This window comes from Arthrobacter sp. BF1 (assembly GCF_056680215.1).
This window is the reverse complement of record NZ_CM155271.1, coordinates 3,501,678-3,519,091: the sequence shown is the minus strand read 5'-3', so window position 1 is coordinate 3,519,091 and position 17,414 is coordinate 3,501,678. Positions and strand designations below refer to the sequence as shown.

The window sequence follows — 17,414 nt, the reverse complement described above, 5'->3', positions numbered from 1 at the left end:
GGATACGAAATCGGCCTCCGTCGGGGGTACTGGATCCTAGACCAGGGAGTCTTTCCAAGCGCCGTGGAGGTCGGCGAAGCGTCCCCCGCCGCCGATGAGATCCGCTGGCGTGCCGTCCTCCACAATGCGGCCGTCATGGACCACCAGTACTCGGTCCGCAGTCTCCACGGTGGAGAGCCGGTGGGCGATGATCAGCGCAGTCCGGCCGGTACCCGGGGCAACTGCCGGAGTGCCGGCGTCGGACGGTCCGCGCAGCAGCCGGGCCAGGCCGCTCTGCACCAAACGCTCGGACGGAATATCCAACGAGGACGTGGCCTCATCGAGGATCAGCACCGCGGGCCGGGCCAGGAAAGCGCGCGCGAAACTGATCAGCTGCCGCTGCCCGGACGAGACACGGCCGCCGCGTTTGTTGACGTCGGTGTCGTAGCCCTCAGGGAGTTGGGTGATGAACTCGTGGGCACCCACGGCACGGGCAGCATCCTCAATTTCTTCCCGGGATGCCTCCGGCCGGCCCAGCGCAATGTTATCTGCCACGGAGCCGCTGAACAGGAACGCCTCCTGCGTGACCATAACGATGTTCCGCCGGAGGTCGGTGGTGCTAAGGCTGCGGAGGTCCACGCCGTCCAGGGTCAGGGAACCGGCCGAGACGTCGTAGAAGCGGGCGATCAGCTTCGCCAGGGTTGATTTTCCGGCACCGGTCTGGCCTACCAGGGCCACGGTCTGCCCGGCGGGGATGTGCAGGTCCATCGTGGGAATGACCACGGGGCCGTCACCGTAGCGGAACTCCACGCCCGTGAAGTCCACCGTGCCCCTTGCATCGCGAAGCTCCACGGCGTTTTTGGGCGGCCGGACCGTGGGAACCTCCTCCAGCAGCCCTGACACCTTCTCCAGGGCTGCCTGGGCGCTTTGGAAGGAGTTGTAGAACATTGCCATCTGGTCCACCGGCTGGAAGAAGCGCTTGGTGGACAGGATCAGCGCCAGCAGCACGCCCACCGCCAGCTCTCCGCCCAGCACCCGGAAGCCGCCGAACAGCAGGACCACCGCCACGCAGACGTTGCCGATCAGCACCAGGCCGGGCTGGAAAATGCCGTTGAGGTTGATGGAGCGCACCGTAACGCGCCGGTAGTCCTCGGACAGCTGGCCGTACTGCTCACCGTTCTCCTGTTCCTTGCGGAACGCCTTCACGGCGCGGATCCCGGTCATGGTTTCCACAAAGTGCACGATGAGCCGGGCGGACACCACACGCGATTCACGGAACGCGATCTGGGAGTGCTTTTGGTACCAGCGCGCCAGGAAGAACATGGGCACACCGGCAGCCAGGACAATCAGCCCGCTGCGCCAGTCCAGGGCGAATACGGTGATGGCGGTGAAGATCATAAACAGCAGGCCCGATGCGAGCGAACTGACACCGGAGTCCAACAGTTCGCGCAGGGCCTCCAGATCCGAGGTCTGCCGGGCAATGATCCGGCCCGACGTGTATTTCTCGTGGAACTCCAGGCTCAGCCGCTGGGTGTGCCGGAAGACCCGGACGCGCAGGTCCAGCAGCATGGCCTGGCTGAGCCGCGCCGTGGAGGTGACGTACAGGGAGGTGAGTCCCGCCGTCGCGATCGCCGCGAGCACGTACGCGACGCCGGTGAGCACCAGCGGGAGGTTGTTACCGGCCTGCAGGGCCGGGAGGGCGCGGTCGATGCCGAACGCGATCAGAGCCGGCCCCGCCACGCGGGCGGCCTGCGAGAGGACCACCGTGGCGATGGTCAGCCAAAACCTGACCCGCACCGGACGGATCAGAGTGGCAAGCAAGGCGAGCGACCGCCGTCGTACGGTTTTGCTTTCCGCCTTGCTGAGGTGGGCGTTGTCCTCGTTGGCGGTGCCGAAAGTTGCGTTGCTCATCGGGTGATTTCCTCTGCATCTGCCGCTTCCTCAAGCTCCGACAACTCCGAGTCCAGGTCCCGTGGTTCCTGGTCCAGGCTGGCAATGACGTAGCGGTAATGGGGGTTGTGAGCCAGCAGTTCCGTGTGGGTTCCGACGGCGGCGATCCGCCCTCCCTCGAGCAGCGCCACCCGGTCTGCCAGCGCCACCGTGGACGGGCGGTGCGCGACGATCAGCGTGGTGGTGTCCTTCAAGACCGCGCGGAGCCGGGTTTCCACCAGCTCCTCGGTGTGCACGTCGAGGGCAGAGAGAGGGTCATCCAGCACCAGCACGCGAGGGCGCGCCGCGATGGCCCGGGCGAGGGCGATCCGCTGGCGCTGCCCGCCGGACAGGCTCAGGCCCTCCTCGCCGATGAGCGTGTCCACACCCGCCGGCAGCGAGTACGCGAAGTGCGCCTGCGCCACGTCCAGCGCCTCGTCCAAAGCTCCGTCGGACCGGTCCGTTGCCCCGAGGAGGACGTTGTCCCGGACGGAACTGGAGAACAGCGTAGTGTCCTCGAACGCGACAGCCACCACGCGCCGGAGCTCCTCGACGTCGAACTCGCGCAGGTCCACTCCGTCGATGGTGATGGAACCGGCCGTGACGTCGTACAGGCGCGGGACCAACTGGATCAGTGCGCTCTTGCCGCTGCCGGTGATGCCCACCAACGCCATGGTTTCGCCCGGGCGGACCGCCAGGTTGATGTCCGCGAGGATGGGCTTGTCCGGGGCGTCCTCGAACGCGAAGGTGGCGTTGTTGAAGCTGAGCGCGCCCTTGAGCTCCGCGGGCTTGCCCGGGGCGGGGGGACTGGTGATGGTGTTGACTGAATCCATCACTTCAAAGTGGCGGTCAATGGCGGTCTTGGCGGTCAGGGCCATGGCCAGCAGCATCCCGGAGAACTCCACCGGTGTGGCCACCACCGCGGCAGTGGCGAAGAAGGCCACCAGGGCGCCGATGCTCAGCTGGCCGCTCGCGCACAGCATCACACCCATCACCAATCCGGCGCCGAGCGCGAGTTCCGGGAGCAGGGTGACCACCAACGTGAAGGTTGCCTGGTGTTTGGCCTTGGCGATTTCGGTCTGGCGCAGCTCCTCGGCCTGTTCGTTGAAGTTCTCCAGGGCCTCGCGGCTGCGGCCGAACGCCTTCAGGACGCGGATGCCGTGGACGGACTCCTCCACAGTGGTGGCGAGGTCGCCGGCCTGGTCCTGGCTGCGGCGCGCCACCTTGCTGAACCGAGTCCGGAAACGGAAGCTGTAGGCCATGATGGGCACCGCGGCGGCCATAAAGATCAGTGCCAGCTGCCAGCTCATGGAGAACATCACCACGATGCCGATCACCACGGTGAGGGTGGTGACCACCAGCATGATGGCACCGAAGGCCATCCAGCGCCGCAGGAAGTTAAGGTCCGTCATGGCGCGGGAGAGCAGCTGGCCGGAGCCCCACCGGTCATGGAAGGAGACGGTCAGGTCCTGCAGGTGCCCGTAGAGGGAGACGCGCATCCGGGTTTCCACGGTGGTGGCAGGGTTGATCACGAACTGCCGGCGAAGTGCCACAAGGACCGCCTCGGCGATGCCCAGGAGCAGGATGACGACGGCGGCAGTCCAGACGGCGTCTTGGGCACCACCGGGTTTGAGCGACTCATTGATCAGGACGCGCAGCACCTGGGGGATGGTCAGCGCAACGAGGCTGGCCAGCAGGGCGCTGAGAAGTCCCAGTACCAGCCGGAGGAGGATCGGCCTGACGTGGGGATAAAGACGGCTGATGGATCTGAAAAATGAGGTCTGCTTGGCCATGCCCGCTTCTCAAGCTATACAACGAATGTAGTTTCCCTTAGCAACTACCCTATGTTATTGCGTGAGCCGATTCACACGGGGCTATTGAGGCGAAGTCAGCGTCAGCAGCACGGCCTCTGGTTTGCACGCGATGCGGATGGGGGCGAAACGGGAGGTGCCGATGCCGCCTGAAACGTTCACCGGCGTCGTACGTCCATCACTTTCCCAGTTATTGAGGCCCTTGGCCCGCCACGTGGGGATGTCGCAGTTGGCCACGAGCGCGCCGTAACCGGGGATGCAGAGCTGACCGCCGTGGGTGTGGCCCGCGAGCAAAAGGTCGGCGCCGTCCTCGGTGAAGTGGTCCAGCACGCGCTGGTAGGGGGCATGGATGACGGCCACGCGGAGGTGCGGGTCCTGGTCCTGGTTACGGGTGCCGCGGGGCCAGCCGGCGTAGCGCTCCCGGTTCAGGTGCGGATCGTCCACGCCGGAGAAGTCGAAACGGATCCCCTTCAGCACCACCGACTGGTGCCGGTTGGTGAGGTCAACCCAGCCGGCCATGCCGAAGCCGGACCGCAGCCGTGGCCAGTCCAGTTCGACCGGCTTCGGCCTCGCCTTCGAAGGCCCCAGCAGGTAGGACGCGGGGTTCTTGGGGGTCGGTGCGTAGTAGTCGTTGGACCCTGGCACGAACACACCCGGAAATTCCATCAGCGGGCGCAGCGCCTTGAGGAGGGGGTCCACGCCTTTGACATGGCTCAGGTTGTCGCCGGTGTTGACCACCAGATCCGGCTTCAGTGCTGCCAGCGACTCCAGCCACTGGGCCTTGGTGTGCTGGCCGGGGACGAAGTGGATATCGCTCAGGTGCAGGACCCGGAAGGGCGGCTGGCCCGGGGGCAGGATGGGCAGGGTTTCCTCGCGCAGGACAAACTGGTTCTTCTCCCACAGCCCGTAGCCGAAGGCGGCCAGACCAGCTGTTGTTCCGGCGGCGGCAGTTACGGCGAAGCCGCGCCCGATGTTCCGGACGCGGCTGGCCAAATCAGGACTGAGAGCCATGCTTCCTAGTCCTTCTTATCGCTGTTGCCCGGGCTGTTAGTGGCCGGCGCTGAAGGAGCCGGGGCGGGGGCCGGAGCCGTTGCCGGGGTGCTGGGCGAACGGGTGGTGGTGCCGTTGATCATGTTCGAGGGCGGTGCGGGGAACGGGTTGGTTCCGTAGCCCGGGGCGATCCGGGTCATGAAGTTGGAGAACATGGGCCCCGCAATCATGTAACCGTCGATGCCCTGGTAGAACTTGCCGTTGATCGTGACGTTCTGGCCGGGCCGGTCCTGTGCGCCGAGCGGATCGCCGTACCATGCAGCGGTGGCCAGGCCGGTGGTGTGCCCCACTACCCAGGTGGAGCCGTTATTGTTCGAGGTACCCGTCTTGCCGCCGATCGGGAAGCTCGTCTTGGTCGAAAGCCGCGGCTGGATCAAGGCGCCAGATCCACGGTTCATGACTTCCTGCAAGGCGTAGTTCACGCCGCGCGCTACTTCGGGCTTGATGGCGTCCCGGCAACTCGTCGACTGGGCCGGCAGGTTCTTGCCGGCACTGTCAGTCACCGACGTGATGGCGATCGGCTCACAGAACTTGCCGTCGTTTGCGAACGTCGCGAACGCGCTGGCCATGGTCAGCGGTGAGGTCTGGGTGGAGCCGAGGAGGTTGCCCAAGGTGGACATGTCGATCTTGGGGTTCGGTTCGCCGTCAGCCGATGGCAGTCCGCTATGGAGTCCCACTGCGTCCACGACTTTTTGGATCCCACAGAAGTCCAGCTGGGCCGCGGAGGCAAACGTTACGGTGTTGATCGAGTTGTACAGGCCCTCCAGAACGGTCAGGGGCCGGTACCACTGGGGTTCGGCGTTCTGCAGGTCATCAGCTGCTCCCAGGGCTTTTTGCGCTGTGTTGTACGCGCCTGTGACCTTGCCGCAGGTGTTCTTCCAGTTGAAGTTCAGCGGGTACCGGCGCTGCGCTGCATTGACCACGGTGTTCATGGTTTTGCCCTCATTCAGCCACTCTGCGAACGTGAAGGGCTTCATGGTGGAACCCGGCTGGGCGCCGCCCATGCCGTTGAGGTCGTTGCCGTTTTTATCCAGCTGGTCCACGTTGAAGTTCACCTGCGAGTCGAATTTGCCATCGCCCGGCAGGAACGTGGTGTTCTGCGCCATGGTGATCAGCTTGCCCGTATTGGGTTGGACGGCCACCATTGCGGCTCCCCACTTGTCCGGGTTCGCGCCTGCCGATGCATTCACCTGCTCTTGGGCCACCGCCTGAGCGGCGGGATCCAGCGTGGTGGTGATGGTCAGCCCGCCGCCGTAGATGAGCCGCTGGCGCTCTTTGATGTCGGCGCCGTAGGCCGGGTTGTTCTCCAGCAGGTGGAGCACGTAGTCGCAGAAATAGGGCGCAGTGGACGCATAGGCGCAGCCCTGGCGCGCAGGCGTCACCTTCGTCTCCACCGGAGTTGCCACGGCGGCGTCGTGTTCGGCCTGGGTGATCTTTCCCTGGTTCAGCATCAGGCCCAGCACCAGGTCCCGGCGGACCTTGGAGCTCTCAGGGTTGGTGATCGGGTCAAAGGCCGACGGGCTGTTGACGAGCCCCGCAAGAAGTGCGGCCTGCGGGAGCGTGAGGTCTTTGGCTGTGGTGCTGAAGAAGAACTTGGACGCGGCCTCAATACCGTAGGCGTCGCGGTTGAAGAAGACGATGTTCAGGTAGCCCTCAAGGATCTGCTCCTTGGAGAACTCCTTTTCCAGGGCAATGGAAAGCTTCATCTCCCGAAGCTTGTCCCCGACGCCCTTGTTAACACCGTTGAGCTTGATGGCCTCTTCGTTTCCCTCGGCTGCGAGGTTGGCGTTGAGGACGTTGTTCACGTACTGCTGGGTGATGGTGGAGGCACCCTGCTTGTTGCCCCGGGCAGTGGCCACGAGGGCACGCATGATGCCGGTGGTGTCCACGCCGCCGTGGGCGTAGAACCGGCTGTCCTCCACCGCGATGACGGCTTCCTTCATGAACGGCGATATCTGGTCCAGGCTGACCTTGGTGCGGTTCTCTGAGTAGACGCTGGCGATCTGGCTGCCGTCCGCAGCGAGGATCCGGGTGGTCTGGTTGGGCGGGTCCACCTTCAGCTCCGCCGGGAGGGTGTCGAAGAACTCGATCGAACCGCTCGCCGCGCTGCCGGAGACAGCCGCGGCGGGCACCAACAGGCCCGCGACCAGGACACCACAAATAGCGCTCACGCCAAGGAAGCCAAAAATCTTTCCGAGGGTAGTGGCCGTGTCGAAAATGGGGTTCTTACGAGTCACCATGTTTTCCACTTTACCGGCAAGGACTAGTGTTTCTTTCATGACCAAATGGGAGTACGCGACGATTCCGCTCATTATTCACGCCACGAAGCAGATTTTGGACCAGTGGGGAGAGGACGGCTGGGAGCTCGTGCAGGTAGTCACCGGACCTGACGGCAACGGCCTGGTTGCCTACCTCAAGAGGGAGAAGCAGTAGCAATGAGTTCCCCCGCAGAGACCACCTCCGGCGCGGCTGACGCGCCTATTTCCGCCGTCGAGCAGCGCCTGGCTGAGCTGGGCCTGACCCTTCCGGAGGTGGCCGCCCCCGTGGCCGCCTACGTGCCGGCAGTCATCACCGGCAGCCACGTCTACACGTCCGGGCAGTTGCCGTTCATTAACGGCAAACTCGAAGCGACCGGCAAGGTTTCCACCGGCACAGAGGGCACTTCCGATGAACCCACCGTGTCCCCGGACGCCGCCAAGGCCTACGCGGCCGTCTGCGCGGTCAACGCGCTGGCTGCCGTGAAGAGCGTCATAGGTGATCTTGACCGCATCACCCGGATCGTCAAGGTGGTGGGCTTCGTTTCCTCAGACCCGTCCTTCACCGGCCAGCCGGGCGTCATCAACGGTGCATCCGAGCTCCTGGGCCAGGTGTTTGGCGACGCCGGCCAGCACGCCCGCTCCGCCGTCGGCGTCTCAGTCCTTCCGCTCGATTCTCCGGTAGAGGTCGAACTGATAGCCGAATTCAGCTAAGGAACCGGTTCACTCAATTGCCTCAACTTGCCAGACGCTTGTTCGCCCTCCCTCCGGAGCTTGAAGGGGCGGCCAGAAGCTGGTTCGAACACGGTGAGCGGACTCCGCGTGCCGCCCGCCTGGCATCCTCCGTGGTGCTTCTGCGCGATTCGCCCACCGGCCTGGAGACGTGGCTGGGATACCGGCCTGGCTCCTCGCCGCTGGGCGTGCTCGCCTTCCCCGGGGGTTCTCTGGAGCCGTCCGACGACGACGCCGTCGCCTGGCTGGGCCCCCCGCCGCAGCATTGGGCTGAGCAGATGGGAACGGACGACGTCGGACTGGCCCGCCGCCATGTGGTGGGCGCCATCCGCGAACTGTTTGAGGAAACCGGGGTGTTGCTTGCCGGACCGGACATGTCCAACACCGTGGAAGGCACGTCGAGCCACGAATGGATGCGGATCCGGGTGGCGGTGGCGGAGCAGGAGAAATCCTTCACCGAGTTGCTGACCAAGCGTGGCCTCGCGATGCGCACAGACCTGCTCAAACCACTGGTCAACTGGCGCAGTCCGGACTTCGCGCACCGCCGCTTTGACACCCGCTACTTCGCCGCCACGGTGCCCATGAACCAGCAGCCCAGCCTGCTCGGAAGCAAGGGAATCTGGGGCCGCTGGGTGTGTGCCACCAAGGCCATCGCCGAACGCAACACCACGGCCCTGGGGGATGAAGTGGGCCAGGAGAACACCGTGGGCCTCACCCTCGGCCAGCTCCTGGTGCCGGGCTCGGAGATCATGCTCGAAAAAATGGCCGCCGCAAACGGCTGCATCGCCTACCTCAGCTACAAGCGCAAGCCCCACGTCTATCAGCCGAAGCTCGTCGAAGAGGACGGCAAATTGATGCTCGAGGTCGAGGCCGCAAAAACCGTGGCCGGAGACCCCCAGCGCGAACGCTGACCTCCTACCCCGACGCTCTCTCACTTAATGTGGGTTTTTCGGCGACGCTCTCTCACTCTCTTGAGGAAAGTGAGAGAGCGTTCGTCGTTTTTGTGCATTAAGTGAGAGAGCGTTTTCGGTGGGGGACGCGAAAAGGCCCAAGGTCCGGCATCCGGAAGTCTGCGTCAGAGCGACGAAGTGGGCCCACACCGACCGGGTTCCCTAGCCGAGCTTGCGAGGTCAGGGGGACGGTGGGGCGCAGCACGCGGAGGATGCCGGCCTCGGGCCGGACGCAACTGGACTAGCGAGAGCGCTGGCGGAGGCGCTGCATGTCCAGGATCACTACGGCGCGGGCTTCGAGGCGGAGCCAGCCGCGCTGGACGAACTCGGCCAGGGCCTTGTTGACCGTCTCGCGGGATGCGCCCACCAGCTGGGCCAGTTCTTCCTGCGTGAGTTCGTGGGCCACCAGGACGCCGTCGGTTGCCGGGCGGCCGAAGCGGTCCGCCAGGTCCAGGAGCGCCTTGGCCACACGGCCCGGTACGTCGGAGAAGACCAAGTCAGACAGCGAGTCGTTGGTGCGGCGCAGCCGGCGGGCCAGAGCCTGCAGCAGCTGGGCTGAAACCTCGGGGCGGGTGCGGAGCAGGCCGTTGAGGCTCTCGTTCTTCAGGCCGGCCAGGCGGGTCTCCGAGACTGCGGTGGCGGTGGCCGTGCGGGGGCTGGGATCAAAGAGTGCCATTTCGCCGAACAGTTCGCCCGGGCCCAGGATGGCGAGCAGGGATTCGCGGCCGTCGGGGGACGTGCGGCCCAGCTTCACCTTGCCGGAGACGATGAAGTAGAGCTGGTCACCCTGATCGCCCTCGCGGAATACCGAGGCCCCGCGGGAAAGGTCAACCTCGGTCAGCTCATCGGTCAGCAGCCGGAATGCTTCGTCGTCAAGCGTTGCGAATAGGGGTGCTCGGCGCAGTACCTCGATGTCCATGAAATCTCCCAAATAAAAAGTGTCGGCTGTGGCGCTTTTGCCATTGTTTCAGAATTTTCAAGGTTCTGTGACGTACTTGGCAGCGGAAACGCTGCCGGATGTGTTCGTACAGGCCGGTTGGTAGCTGTGCCAGTCGCTCGGGGGCGGCTTTTAAGCCGTGGACCGGCGGGATCCGTCAACGTCAGGCACCCCACAGAAGAATGTCAGCCTGCGCCACTAGAATTGGGTCTCAACCGTATTAGAGGAGCGTCAGTGTTTGGCTTGACCGTTCTGGACCTGGCGCTGATCCTGGCCCTGCTGTCTTACCTGATCTATGGCCTGCGCAACGGCTTCCTGGTCACGCTCGGCGGAATCGCGGGTTTCGCCGCGGGCGCTGTGGCCGCCTTTTTTGCCGTACCGCTCGTCAGCGAGTTTGTTGACGACTCCGGGTGGAGGCTGACGGCCATCGTGGCCGCCGCCGTCGTACTGATGGCCATGGGGCATGGTTTGGGGACCATGATCGGGCGCAAAATCCGCGGCGCCGTGCGGATCCAGCCCCTGCGTGCGGCGGACCGGCTGGTTGGCGGCGCCGTGAATGTGGTGGTGTCAGCGCTGGTGATGTCCATGCTGGCTTTCAGCGTCAGCTCCTTGGGCGTTCCCTTTGTTTCCCAGCAGCTGGCAGAGTCCAAAGTGATCCGCTACATTGACGGCCTGACGCCGGTCCCGGTGAAGGCCACCCTCGCGCAGTTGCGTTCAACGGTGATCGGCAACGGCATCCCTACCTTGATTGAGGGCCTGGGCCAGGGACCTCAAGTGTCCGTGCCTAATGCCAGCACCAACACGCCGGCCCTGAACCGGGCGGCAGAGTCGGTGCTGAAAATCGCCGGAACGGCCTACCAATGCGGGCAGAACCAGACCGGCACCGGCTTCGTGGTGTCTCCGGGGCGGGTTGTGACCAACGCCCACGTGGTGGCGGGCGTGTCGCAGCCGGTGGTGGAGATCCCCAATGGTGGAGCGATGCCCGGTCGCGTGGTCTACTTCGACACCCGGCACGACCTCGCCGTGCTGGCTGTCGACGGGCTGCCGTCTGAACCGCTGGCCCTGGCATCGGACCTTCCGAGCGGCAGCCAGGCTGCCTTCGCCGGCTACCCCCACGGCGGCCCGTTCAAGTCCAATCCCGCCACCGTCCAGGACATCGCCTCGGTGCTGGTGCCAGACATCTACGGCCAGAACCCGGCGCCCGAGGACATCTACCGGCTGGCCGGCGACGTCCAGCCCGGGAACTCCGGCGGACCGCTGCTGACCACCGATGGCCAGGTGGCCGGCGTCATCTTCGCCAAGGCAACCTCCGATGCCGAAATGGGCTTCGCGATCACTATGGGTGACCTCTACCCGGTGGCATCGCAGGCTGCCGGGTTCAGCGCGCCCGTTTCCTCGGGGCAGTGCATCCAGAAGTAGCAGCGCGCTCTGGACAGGCGAACAGCTTGGGTTAGAGGACTTCAGCCAGGTAGTCGATGGCGAGCTTGTAGCCGAACACGCCGGCTCCGACGATCACCGCTGCGCACACCGGCGACAGGTAGGAGTGGTGCCGGAATTCCTCGCGCTGGTGCACGTTGGTGATGTGGACTTCGACGGCGGGCAGCTGCACCGCGGCCAAGGCGTCGCGCAGGGCAACTGACGTGTGGGTGAAGGCGCCGGCGTTCAGGACGATGCCGACGGCGTTGGTGCGGGCCGCGTGGATAACGTCCAGCAGGACACCCTCATGGTTGGACTGGACGCACTCCACGTCGAATCCGTGGGCCTCGGCGGCAGTGGCGGCAAGCCGTTCGACGTCGGCGAGCGTGGAGGTGCCGTACTTTTCCGGCTCGCGGGTCCCCAACAGGTTGAGGTTGGGGCCGTTGATCACGAGGATAGTGCCGCGGCTCGCTGCGGTGGTGGCTTCAGTCATGCCTGCAAATCTAGCTCTTTGGACGGCCAGCCGCGCATTCTTACGCTTTGGCGCATGGGCCCGTGGGCCCCCGCCGGCAGGGTTCCCTGGCCGAGCTTGCGAGGCGAGGGGGCCGGCGGGGAGCAATCGATGGTGATTACAGGGCCGTGAACCTCAGCACGATGGCATGCTCCGGGTTGAGGAGGGGCATCGGCAGGCCCACCTCGGCCAGGAAACGCCCGTTGACCTCGGCCCCCTCCGCCAGCCAGGCCGGGGGACGGACCTGTGTGAACGTGTGGGCGTAGTCTGCGTCGCCGGGCCCCGGGAAGATGGCTTCGACCCGGTAGTCACGGTCCGGTTCCAGCCCGGGGATGGTGATCCTGCCGGTCTGTTCGGCGAAGGAGGTGCCCGTGCTGACCAGGGCGAACAGCGCCGCCGTCGTGCCCGACTCCGGTGATTGGCCGGCAGCCCCGGCGGCCACCACACCGTGCAGCATCAGCGAGCTGTCCGCGACGTCGGCGCGGACCATCCGCCCGGAGTGGATCAGGCCGCGGTGCTCCTTGTAGAGGGCGATGAAGCGTTTGAGCTCCTCGCGCTCGGCCCCCTGGACCCCGCGGACGTCCCACTCCATGCCGAAGTGTCCGAACAGGGCCGTGATGGCTCGGAAGGACAGATCGTGCGTGCGGGCCGTGGTGTGCGAGGTGGTGGGGCCGACGTGGCCGCCCACCAGCTCCGGCGGAACCACCAGGCCGGTCCAGCGCTGGATGGTCTGCCGTTCCAGGGCATCGTTGCAGTCTGAGGCCCAGATGCGGTCGGTGCGCTCCAGGATCCCCAGGTCAACGCGGGCCCCGCCTGAGGAGCAGCTCTCAATTTCGACGCCGGGGTGGGCTGACTTGAGGGCGTCAAAGAGCCGGTAGGCGGCCAGGGTCTGTTCGTGGACCGAGGAGCGGCCGGCGTGGCCGTGCTCGAGCAGGTCCCGGTTCTGGTCCCACTTCAGGTAGCTGATGCTGTTCTCGCGCAGCAGGGCATCAACACGGTCATAGATGTACTGCCAGGCCTCGGGGTTGACGAGGTCAATGATGTGCTGGTTCCGCCATTCCAGCGGCAGCCGGCCACCGTCCTTGTAGCTCTGGACCGACGGCCCCACAATCCACTCCGGATGCGCGCGGACAACGTCCGAGTCCAGGTTGACCATTTCCGGTTCCACCCACAGACCGAACTCCATCCCGCGGGAAGTCACAGCTTCGATCAGGGGCGTGAGCCCGTCCGGCCAGAGTGATTCGTCCACGTACCAGTCGCCCAGGCCGGCGTGGTCGTCGCGGCGTCCGCGGAACCACCCGTCGTCGAGCACAAAACGCTCCACGCCGAGCTCGGCGGCGGAGTCGGCCAGCTCGATCAGGGTGGCCAGGTTGTGGTCGAAGTAGACGGCCTCCCAGGTGTTGAGGACCACCGGGCGGGGCTTGCCGGCGGTCGTGGTGCCAGCGGAGGCGGCGGGGAGCACGTGGTGCGGGCGGGACCGGAACCAGCTGTAGAACGCCTCGCTGATGCCGTCCAGGCCGCGGTCTGAATACGCAGCGAACAGGGCCGGCGTGGTGTAGCTGGCGCCCGGTTCGAGGATGACTTCGGCCGGGCCCAGGAGCTCGGAGCCACCGATCATGGTGCGGCCGTCGCCGATGCTGTCCGCGAACTGCTCGTGGTTGCCGCTCCACGCCAGGTGCGTTGCCCAGACCCTGCCGTGGCGGTTGCCGAACCCGGCGGTGCCGGCGGCGAAGAGCAGTGAGGAGTCGTGTCCGGTGCGGCCGTGACGGCCGGTGCGGACCCAGGTGCCCTGCTGGATGGGGCGGCGCTGCGGGTGGCGTTCCCGGCACCAGCGCCCGGTCAGGTCCAGAAGTTCGACGGCGTCCGGCGCCACCGGGAGGATCGTCGCCAGTTCGTCGAGCTGGAAGGGCGTGGTGCCGTCATTGGTGACGGTGTGCCGCAGCTCCAGCAGCCCGCCGTCGTGCAGGGTCAGGGAGGCAGAGACGGTGATGCCGGCGTCGGGATCGGACTGAAGCACGACGGCGGATGTCCCGTCGACGCTGGCGCTCACCGTCCGGAGGCGGACGGAGAAGTCGAGGCCGGAGACGCCGTCGGCGATGCGGTGGCCGCGGAGTGCCGGGCGGCCGCGCCAGCCAGAGGACGCCTGCGGCAGGAGGCCGGCGGGCACGGCGGCGTCGATGGCGGAGTGGGGAATCGGGTCGCCGAGGATGGCGAGGTCCGGCAGCGTGCTGCCCAGATCCGCGCCCCAGTGGATGACCTCGGCCTCCCCGCTATCGAAGCTCATCACCAGGCTGGTGCCGGCGGAACGGAGGTGGAGGGGGTCCATAGAATGCTGTCCTTCTGCGAGGGGTGTGAGTGGGGAGCCTGGTGCGCCGCGGGACACGATGCCCGCGGCGCACCGGCCGGTAAAGCCGGGGCCTACTTGAAGAGCGCGTTGACCTGTTCGTTGATCTGGGTTAGGGAGCTGGCCGGGGCTTTGCCCGAGACCACTGCGTCCATGGCGGGCTCCATGATGCCCTTGACCTTGGCCGTGTTGTCCGTGATGGGGTACAGGAAGGTGGTCTTGTTCTTGACCTGCTCCGTGAATGCAGTGACGTCCACGCCCTTGGCGGCGAAGGCAGCGGCAGCCTTGTCCGAGGAGGCCTTCAGGGCCGGGAAGACAACAGCCTTGGAGGCAACAACGTCCTGGCAGTCCGCCGAGGCAAGGTACTCCACCCACTTGATGGACGCGTCCTTCTTTTTGGTCCCCGCCCAGATCGAGTCGGCCAGCCCGTTGAACATGGAGGCACGCTTGCCTTCCGGGCCCACCGGAGTAGGTGCGATGCCCACTTCGATGCCCTTGTAGCCGGTGTACTGGCCGGTCATCCACGAGCCGTGGGCGTTGATGGCCGACTTGCCCGCGGCAAAGGTGTCTGCCATTGCGGCGCCGACAGTGGTCTCCAGCTTGGGCATGTAGCCCTTCTGGGCCAGGTCCGCGAACCAAGCCATGCTTGCCTGGAACTTGGGGTCGTCGTAGTTGTAGTGCGTGCCCCACGGGTTCTTGTCCGTGTGGGACCAGCCGGTGGTGTTGGTGAGGTAGCTCCACTCGGTCTGGCCCGAGGAGTCGCCGCCGCCGTTGAGGCCCAGGCCGTAGACGGCCACGTTGTTCTTGTCGAAGCCGGCCTCGTCGCCACGCTTGCCGGCCTTGTCCACGGTCAGGTGGGCAATGACCTTTTCGTAGGAACCGCCATCTTCGGGGTTCCAAGTGAGGTCCTTCATCTGGTCCTCGGTGACGCCGGCGCTGGCGAGCATGGCCTTGTTGTAGAACAGCCCGATGGTGTCCCAGTCCTTCGGCAGGCCGTAGCGCTTGCCATCCTGGCCCACCCAGAGGTCCGCGAGGCCCTCGTTGTACTTGGACAGGTCGATGTTGTCCTTTGTAACGGCGTCGTCGATGGCCAGCAGCTGCTTGTTTTCGGCGAGCTCGCCGTAGCGTCCCAGGTGGTTGGTGAAGACGTCCGGCGCGGTGCCGCCCACAAAGCCGTTGGTGAGGGTGCTCCAGTAGTCGTCCCAACCGCGCTGGGTGATCTTGACGGTGATGTCCGGGTTGGCCTTTTTGAAGTCGTCTGCGCACTGCTGGTAGGCGGGCAGCTGGTTGGCGTCCCACAGCCAGTAGTTAATCTCGCCCTTGGCTGATTCAGCGGAGGAGGAGCCGCCGCCACAGGCGGACAGGGACAGTGCCATTACAGCGGCGACGGCTACGGCGCCGAGGGATTTCTTCATGGTTCTACTTTCCGTTTGGGAGTTGGGAGAAGCGGGAGGGTTGCAGGGGTTATTTGATGCCGGAGAAGCCGATGGAGTTGACGATCTTTTTGCCGAAGGCGGCGAAGAGGATCAGGACGGGCAGGGCCGAAACCAGGACCGCGGCCATCAGGCCGGACCAGTCAGGTGCTCCCTGCGGGGACTGCGATTTGAAGACGCCCAGGCCCACCTGCAGGACACGGACGTCATCCTGCGAACCGACCAGAAGCGGCCAGAAGTATTCATTCCACTGCCCGATGAAGGTGAGAAGCGCAAGGGTGGCGAGGGGAGCTGCGGCGTTGGGGAGGACGATCTGGAAGAAGATGCGCAGGTGCTTGGCGCCGTCGAGCATTGCCGCCTCTTCCACCTCCCGGGACATGTTCAGGAAGAACTGGCGCAGGAAGAAGATGGCGAACGGCGTCATAAACAGGTAGGGCAGGACCATGCCGAGCATCGTGTTGAGCAGGTCCAGGTTCTTGATGAGCAGGAAGTTCGGCAGAGCCGTGAAGATCGGCGGGACCAGCATGGTGCCCAGAAACAGGCTGAACACCAGGTTCCGGCCCTTCCAGCGCAGCCGGGCAAAGGCGTAGGCAGCCATCGCACTGAAGAACACAGCCCCGGCAGTGGTGACGGAGGAGAAGATGATGGAGTTCCGCAGGTAGAGCCAGAAGTTGATGGCGGCACCGGAGCCGCCTTCTGCCACGGCATCGGCCGGGCTCTGCAGCCCGAAAACCCGCATGAAGGCACCCCAGGTGAATTCCGCGGGAAGCAGGCTGGCCGAGTTGGAAGCCAGTGCCGAGTTCGTGGACACCGCCGTGCGCAGCACCCAGAGGAACGGGACGACGGACACCGCAATGGCGAGGGCAAGGAGGGCCCAGGCTCCCGCGCGGCGGGGGTTGAACGGACGATGGCGGCGGGTTGCGGCCGGCAGCGGTGCGCGGCTTGTGGTGGTGGTCATGCGGGGCTCCTAGTCCAGGTCCGACTCGTTGCCCTTGAGGAACTTCATCTGGATGAAGGCCACCAGGGCGAGGATGAGGAAGAGAATGACGGCGATTGCAGATCCGTAGCCGAAGTCCGACTCGGTGAAGGCGCGTTGGTAGATGTAGTACTGGATGACGCGGGTGGCGTTGACCGGGCCGCCGCCGGTGGTGACGGAGACGGTGTCGAAGACCTGGAAGGAACCGATCACGGTGACAACCAGGACCATGACCAGGACCGGCCGCAGCAGCGGAAGGGTGATTTTGCGGAAGGTCTGGAACGGTGAGGCGCCGTCGAGTTTGGCTACCTCGTAGACGTGGCCCGGGATGGCCTGCATGCCGGCGAAGATGAGCAGGGCGGTGTAGCCCATGTGGCGCCAGGTGTTGATCAGGGCCTGGGTGGGGATGGCCCACTCCTCGCTGCCGAAGAACGCGACGCGGGGGAGGCCTGCCCATTCGATGAACTGGTTGACCACGCCGATCTGGTAATCGAGCATCCAGAACCAGAGCAGTGCCGCGATGATGTTTGACATCATCCAGGGCAGCAGCAGCGCGCCTCGGATGAGGGTGGACTTCGCCACCTTGTTCATCAGGAGGGCCAGGCCAAGGGCCAGGGCGGTCTGGAGGACGATGTTGAGGAAGACGTACTGGCCAGTGACGGCCAGGGAATTCCAGAACAGCGGGTCCTTGGCGATCGCCGTGTAGTTGTCCATCCCCACCCATGTTGGGTCTCCGAGGATGTTGTACTCCGTGAAGCTCAGGTACACGCCGCGGATGGTTGGAACTACGTAGAAGAAGATAAAACCGATCATCGCCGGGGCGATGAAGAAGAGTGCAATCTTGAGGTCGCCCAGCCGGCGGTAGTTGCCGCGGGGCGACGGCGCTCCGGTCTGCGGCCGGGCGGTTCGTACTGGTTTGGCAAGGGTGGTCATCGTCGACCCTTTCCTGGACTGTGATGTGGATAACAACTGCCGAGAAATCTACACGAGTAGATCTAGAGTGGCAAGTGTTTCTCTTTTGTATGTCGGTAGAAGGTTTCATCCAGTCACTGGGCCATTGACTCGAGTAGATTGTGGTGAAACACTGGGAA

14 protein-coding genes are annotated in these 17,414 nt (G+C 65.2%); 4 read left to right on the top strand and 10 right to left on the bottom strand.

What is annotated here, in order from left to right; all coding sequences use genetic code 11:
- Positions 1-36 precede the first annotated feature (36 nt).
- From AC1MCD_RS16515 to AC1MCD_RS16500, 4 genes are all read right to left on the bottom strand, one after another.
- Positions 37-1,890 carry an ABC transporter ATP-binding protein gene (locus AC1MCD_RS16515; protein WP_498673365.1) on the bottom strand — a complete coding sequence of 618 codons (1,854 nt, stop codon included), beginning with the start codon at positions 1,888-1,890 and terminating at the stop codon, positions 37-39.
- Entirely contained in the window at positions 1,887-3,701 is a 1,815-nt protein-coding gene (locus AC1MCD_RS16510; protein WP_498673363.1) for an ABC transporter ATP-binding protein, read from the bottom strand. The genes AC1MCD_RS16515 and AC1MCD_RS16510 overlap by 4 nt, the downstream gene beginning before the upstream one ends.
- A gap of 81 nt (positions 3,702-3,782) precedes the next feature.
- Complete coding sequence (locus AC1MCD_RS16505; RefSeq protein ID WP_498673362.1) at positions 3,783-4,730, bottom strand: metallophosphoesterase; 948 nt, start codon at positions 4,728-4,730, stop codon at positions 3,783-3,785.
- Positions 4,731-4,735: 5 nt separating this feature from the next.
- Entirely contained in the window at positions 4,736-7,048 is a 2,313-nt protein-coding gene (locus AC1MCD_RS16500) for a transglycosylase domain-containing protein (protein WP_498673360.1), read from the bottom strand.
- On the opposite strand from AC1MCD_RS16500, the gene sp36 reads away from it, so the two are divergent.
- From sp36 to AC1MCD_RS16485, 3 genes are read left to right on the top strand one after another with little or no spacing between them, the layout of a single operon-like run.
- On the top strand, positions 7,047-7,202 hold the full coding sequence (sp36, locus tag AC1MCD_RS16495) for a Sp36 family protein (RefSeq protein ID WP_011693223.1): 156 nt from the start codon (positions 7,047-7,049) through the stop codon (positions 7,200-7,202). The genes AC1MCD_RS16500 and sp36 overlap by 2 nt on opposite strands.
- 2 nt (positions 7,203-7,204) lie before the next feature.
- Entirely contained in the window at positions 7,205-7,738 is a 534-nt protein-coding gene (locus AC1MCD_RS16490) for a RidA family protein (protein WP_498673356.1), read from the top strand.
- Positions 7,739-7,755: 17 nt separating this feature from the next.
- A complete protein-coding gene (locus tag AC1MCD_RS16485; protein ID WP_498673354.1) occupies positions 7,756-8,667 on the top strand; it encodes an NUDIX hydrolase in 912 nt (303 codons plus the stop codon).
- Between the two features lie 280 nt (positions 8,668-8,947).
- On the opposite strand, the gene AC1MCD_RS16480 is transcribed toward AC1MCD_RS16485, so the two are convergent.
- Positions 8,948-9,625: a Crp/Fnr family transcriptional regulator gene (locus tag AC1MCD_RS16480; protein WP_123254700.1), complete on the bottom strand. Its 678-nt coding sequence runs from the start codon at positions 9,623-9,625 to the stop codon at positions 8,948-8,950.
- Positions 9,626-9,877: 252 nt separating this feature from the next.
- Between AC1MCD_RS16480 and AC1MCD_RS16475 the strand changes: the two genes are divergently transcribed.
- A complete protein-coding gene (locus AC1MCD_RS16475) occupies positions 9,878-11,062 on the top strand; it encodes a MarP family serine protease (protein ID WP_498673350.1) in 1,185 nt (394 codons plus the stop codon).
- Between the two features lie 31 nt (positions 11,063-11,093).
- On the opposite strand, the gene aroQ is transcribed toward AC1MCD_RS16475, so the two are convergent.
- The 5 genes from aroQ to AC1MCD_RS16450 form a co-directional block, all read right to left on the bottom strand.
- Positions 11,094-11,552: a type II 3-dehydroquinate dehydratase gene (gene aroQ / locus AC1MCD_RS16470; protein WP_498673348.1), complete on the bottom strand. Its 459-nt coding sequence runs from the start codon at positions 11,550-11,552 to the stop codon at positions 11,094-11,096.
- Between the two features lie 136 nt (positions 11,553-11,688).
- Complete coding sequence (locus AC1MCD_RS16465; RefSeq protein ID WP_498673346.1) at positions 11,689-13,896, bottom strand: alpha-galactosidase; 2,208 nt, start codon at positions 13,894-13,896, stop codon at positions 11,689-11,691.
- Positions 13,897-13,988: 92 nt separating this feature from the next.
- Entirely contained in the window at positions 13,989-15,329 is a 1,341-nt protein-coding gene (locus AC1MCD_RS16460) for an ABC transporter substrate-binding protein (RefSeq protein ID WP_498673345.1), read from the bottom strand.
- A gap of 49 nt (positions 15,330-15,378) precedes the next feature.
- Entirely contained in the window at positions 15,379-16,305 is a 927-nt protein-coding gene (locus AC1MCD_RS16455; RefSeq protein WP_498673342.1) for a carbohydrate ABC transporter permease, read from the bottom strand.
- Between the two features lie 9 nt (positions 16,306-16,314).
- On the bottom strand, positions 16,315-17,256 hold the full coding sequence (locus AC1MCD_RS16450) for a carbohydrate ABC transporter permease (protein WP_498673340.1): 942 nt from the start codon (positions 17,254-17,256) through the stop codon (positions 16,315-16,317).
- Between the last annotated feature and the right edge of the window lie 158 nt (positions 17,257-17,414).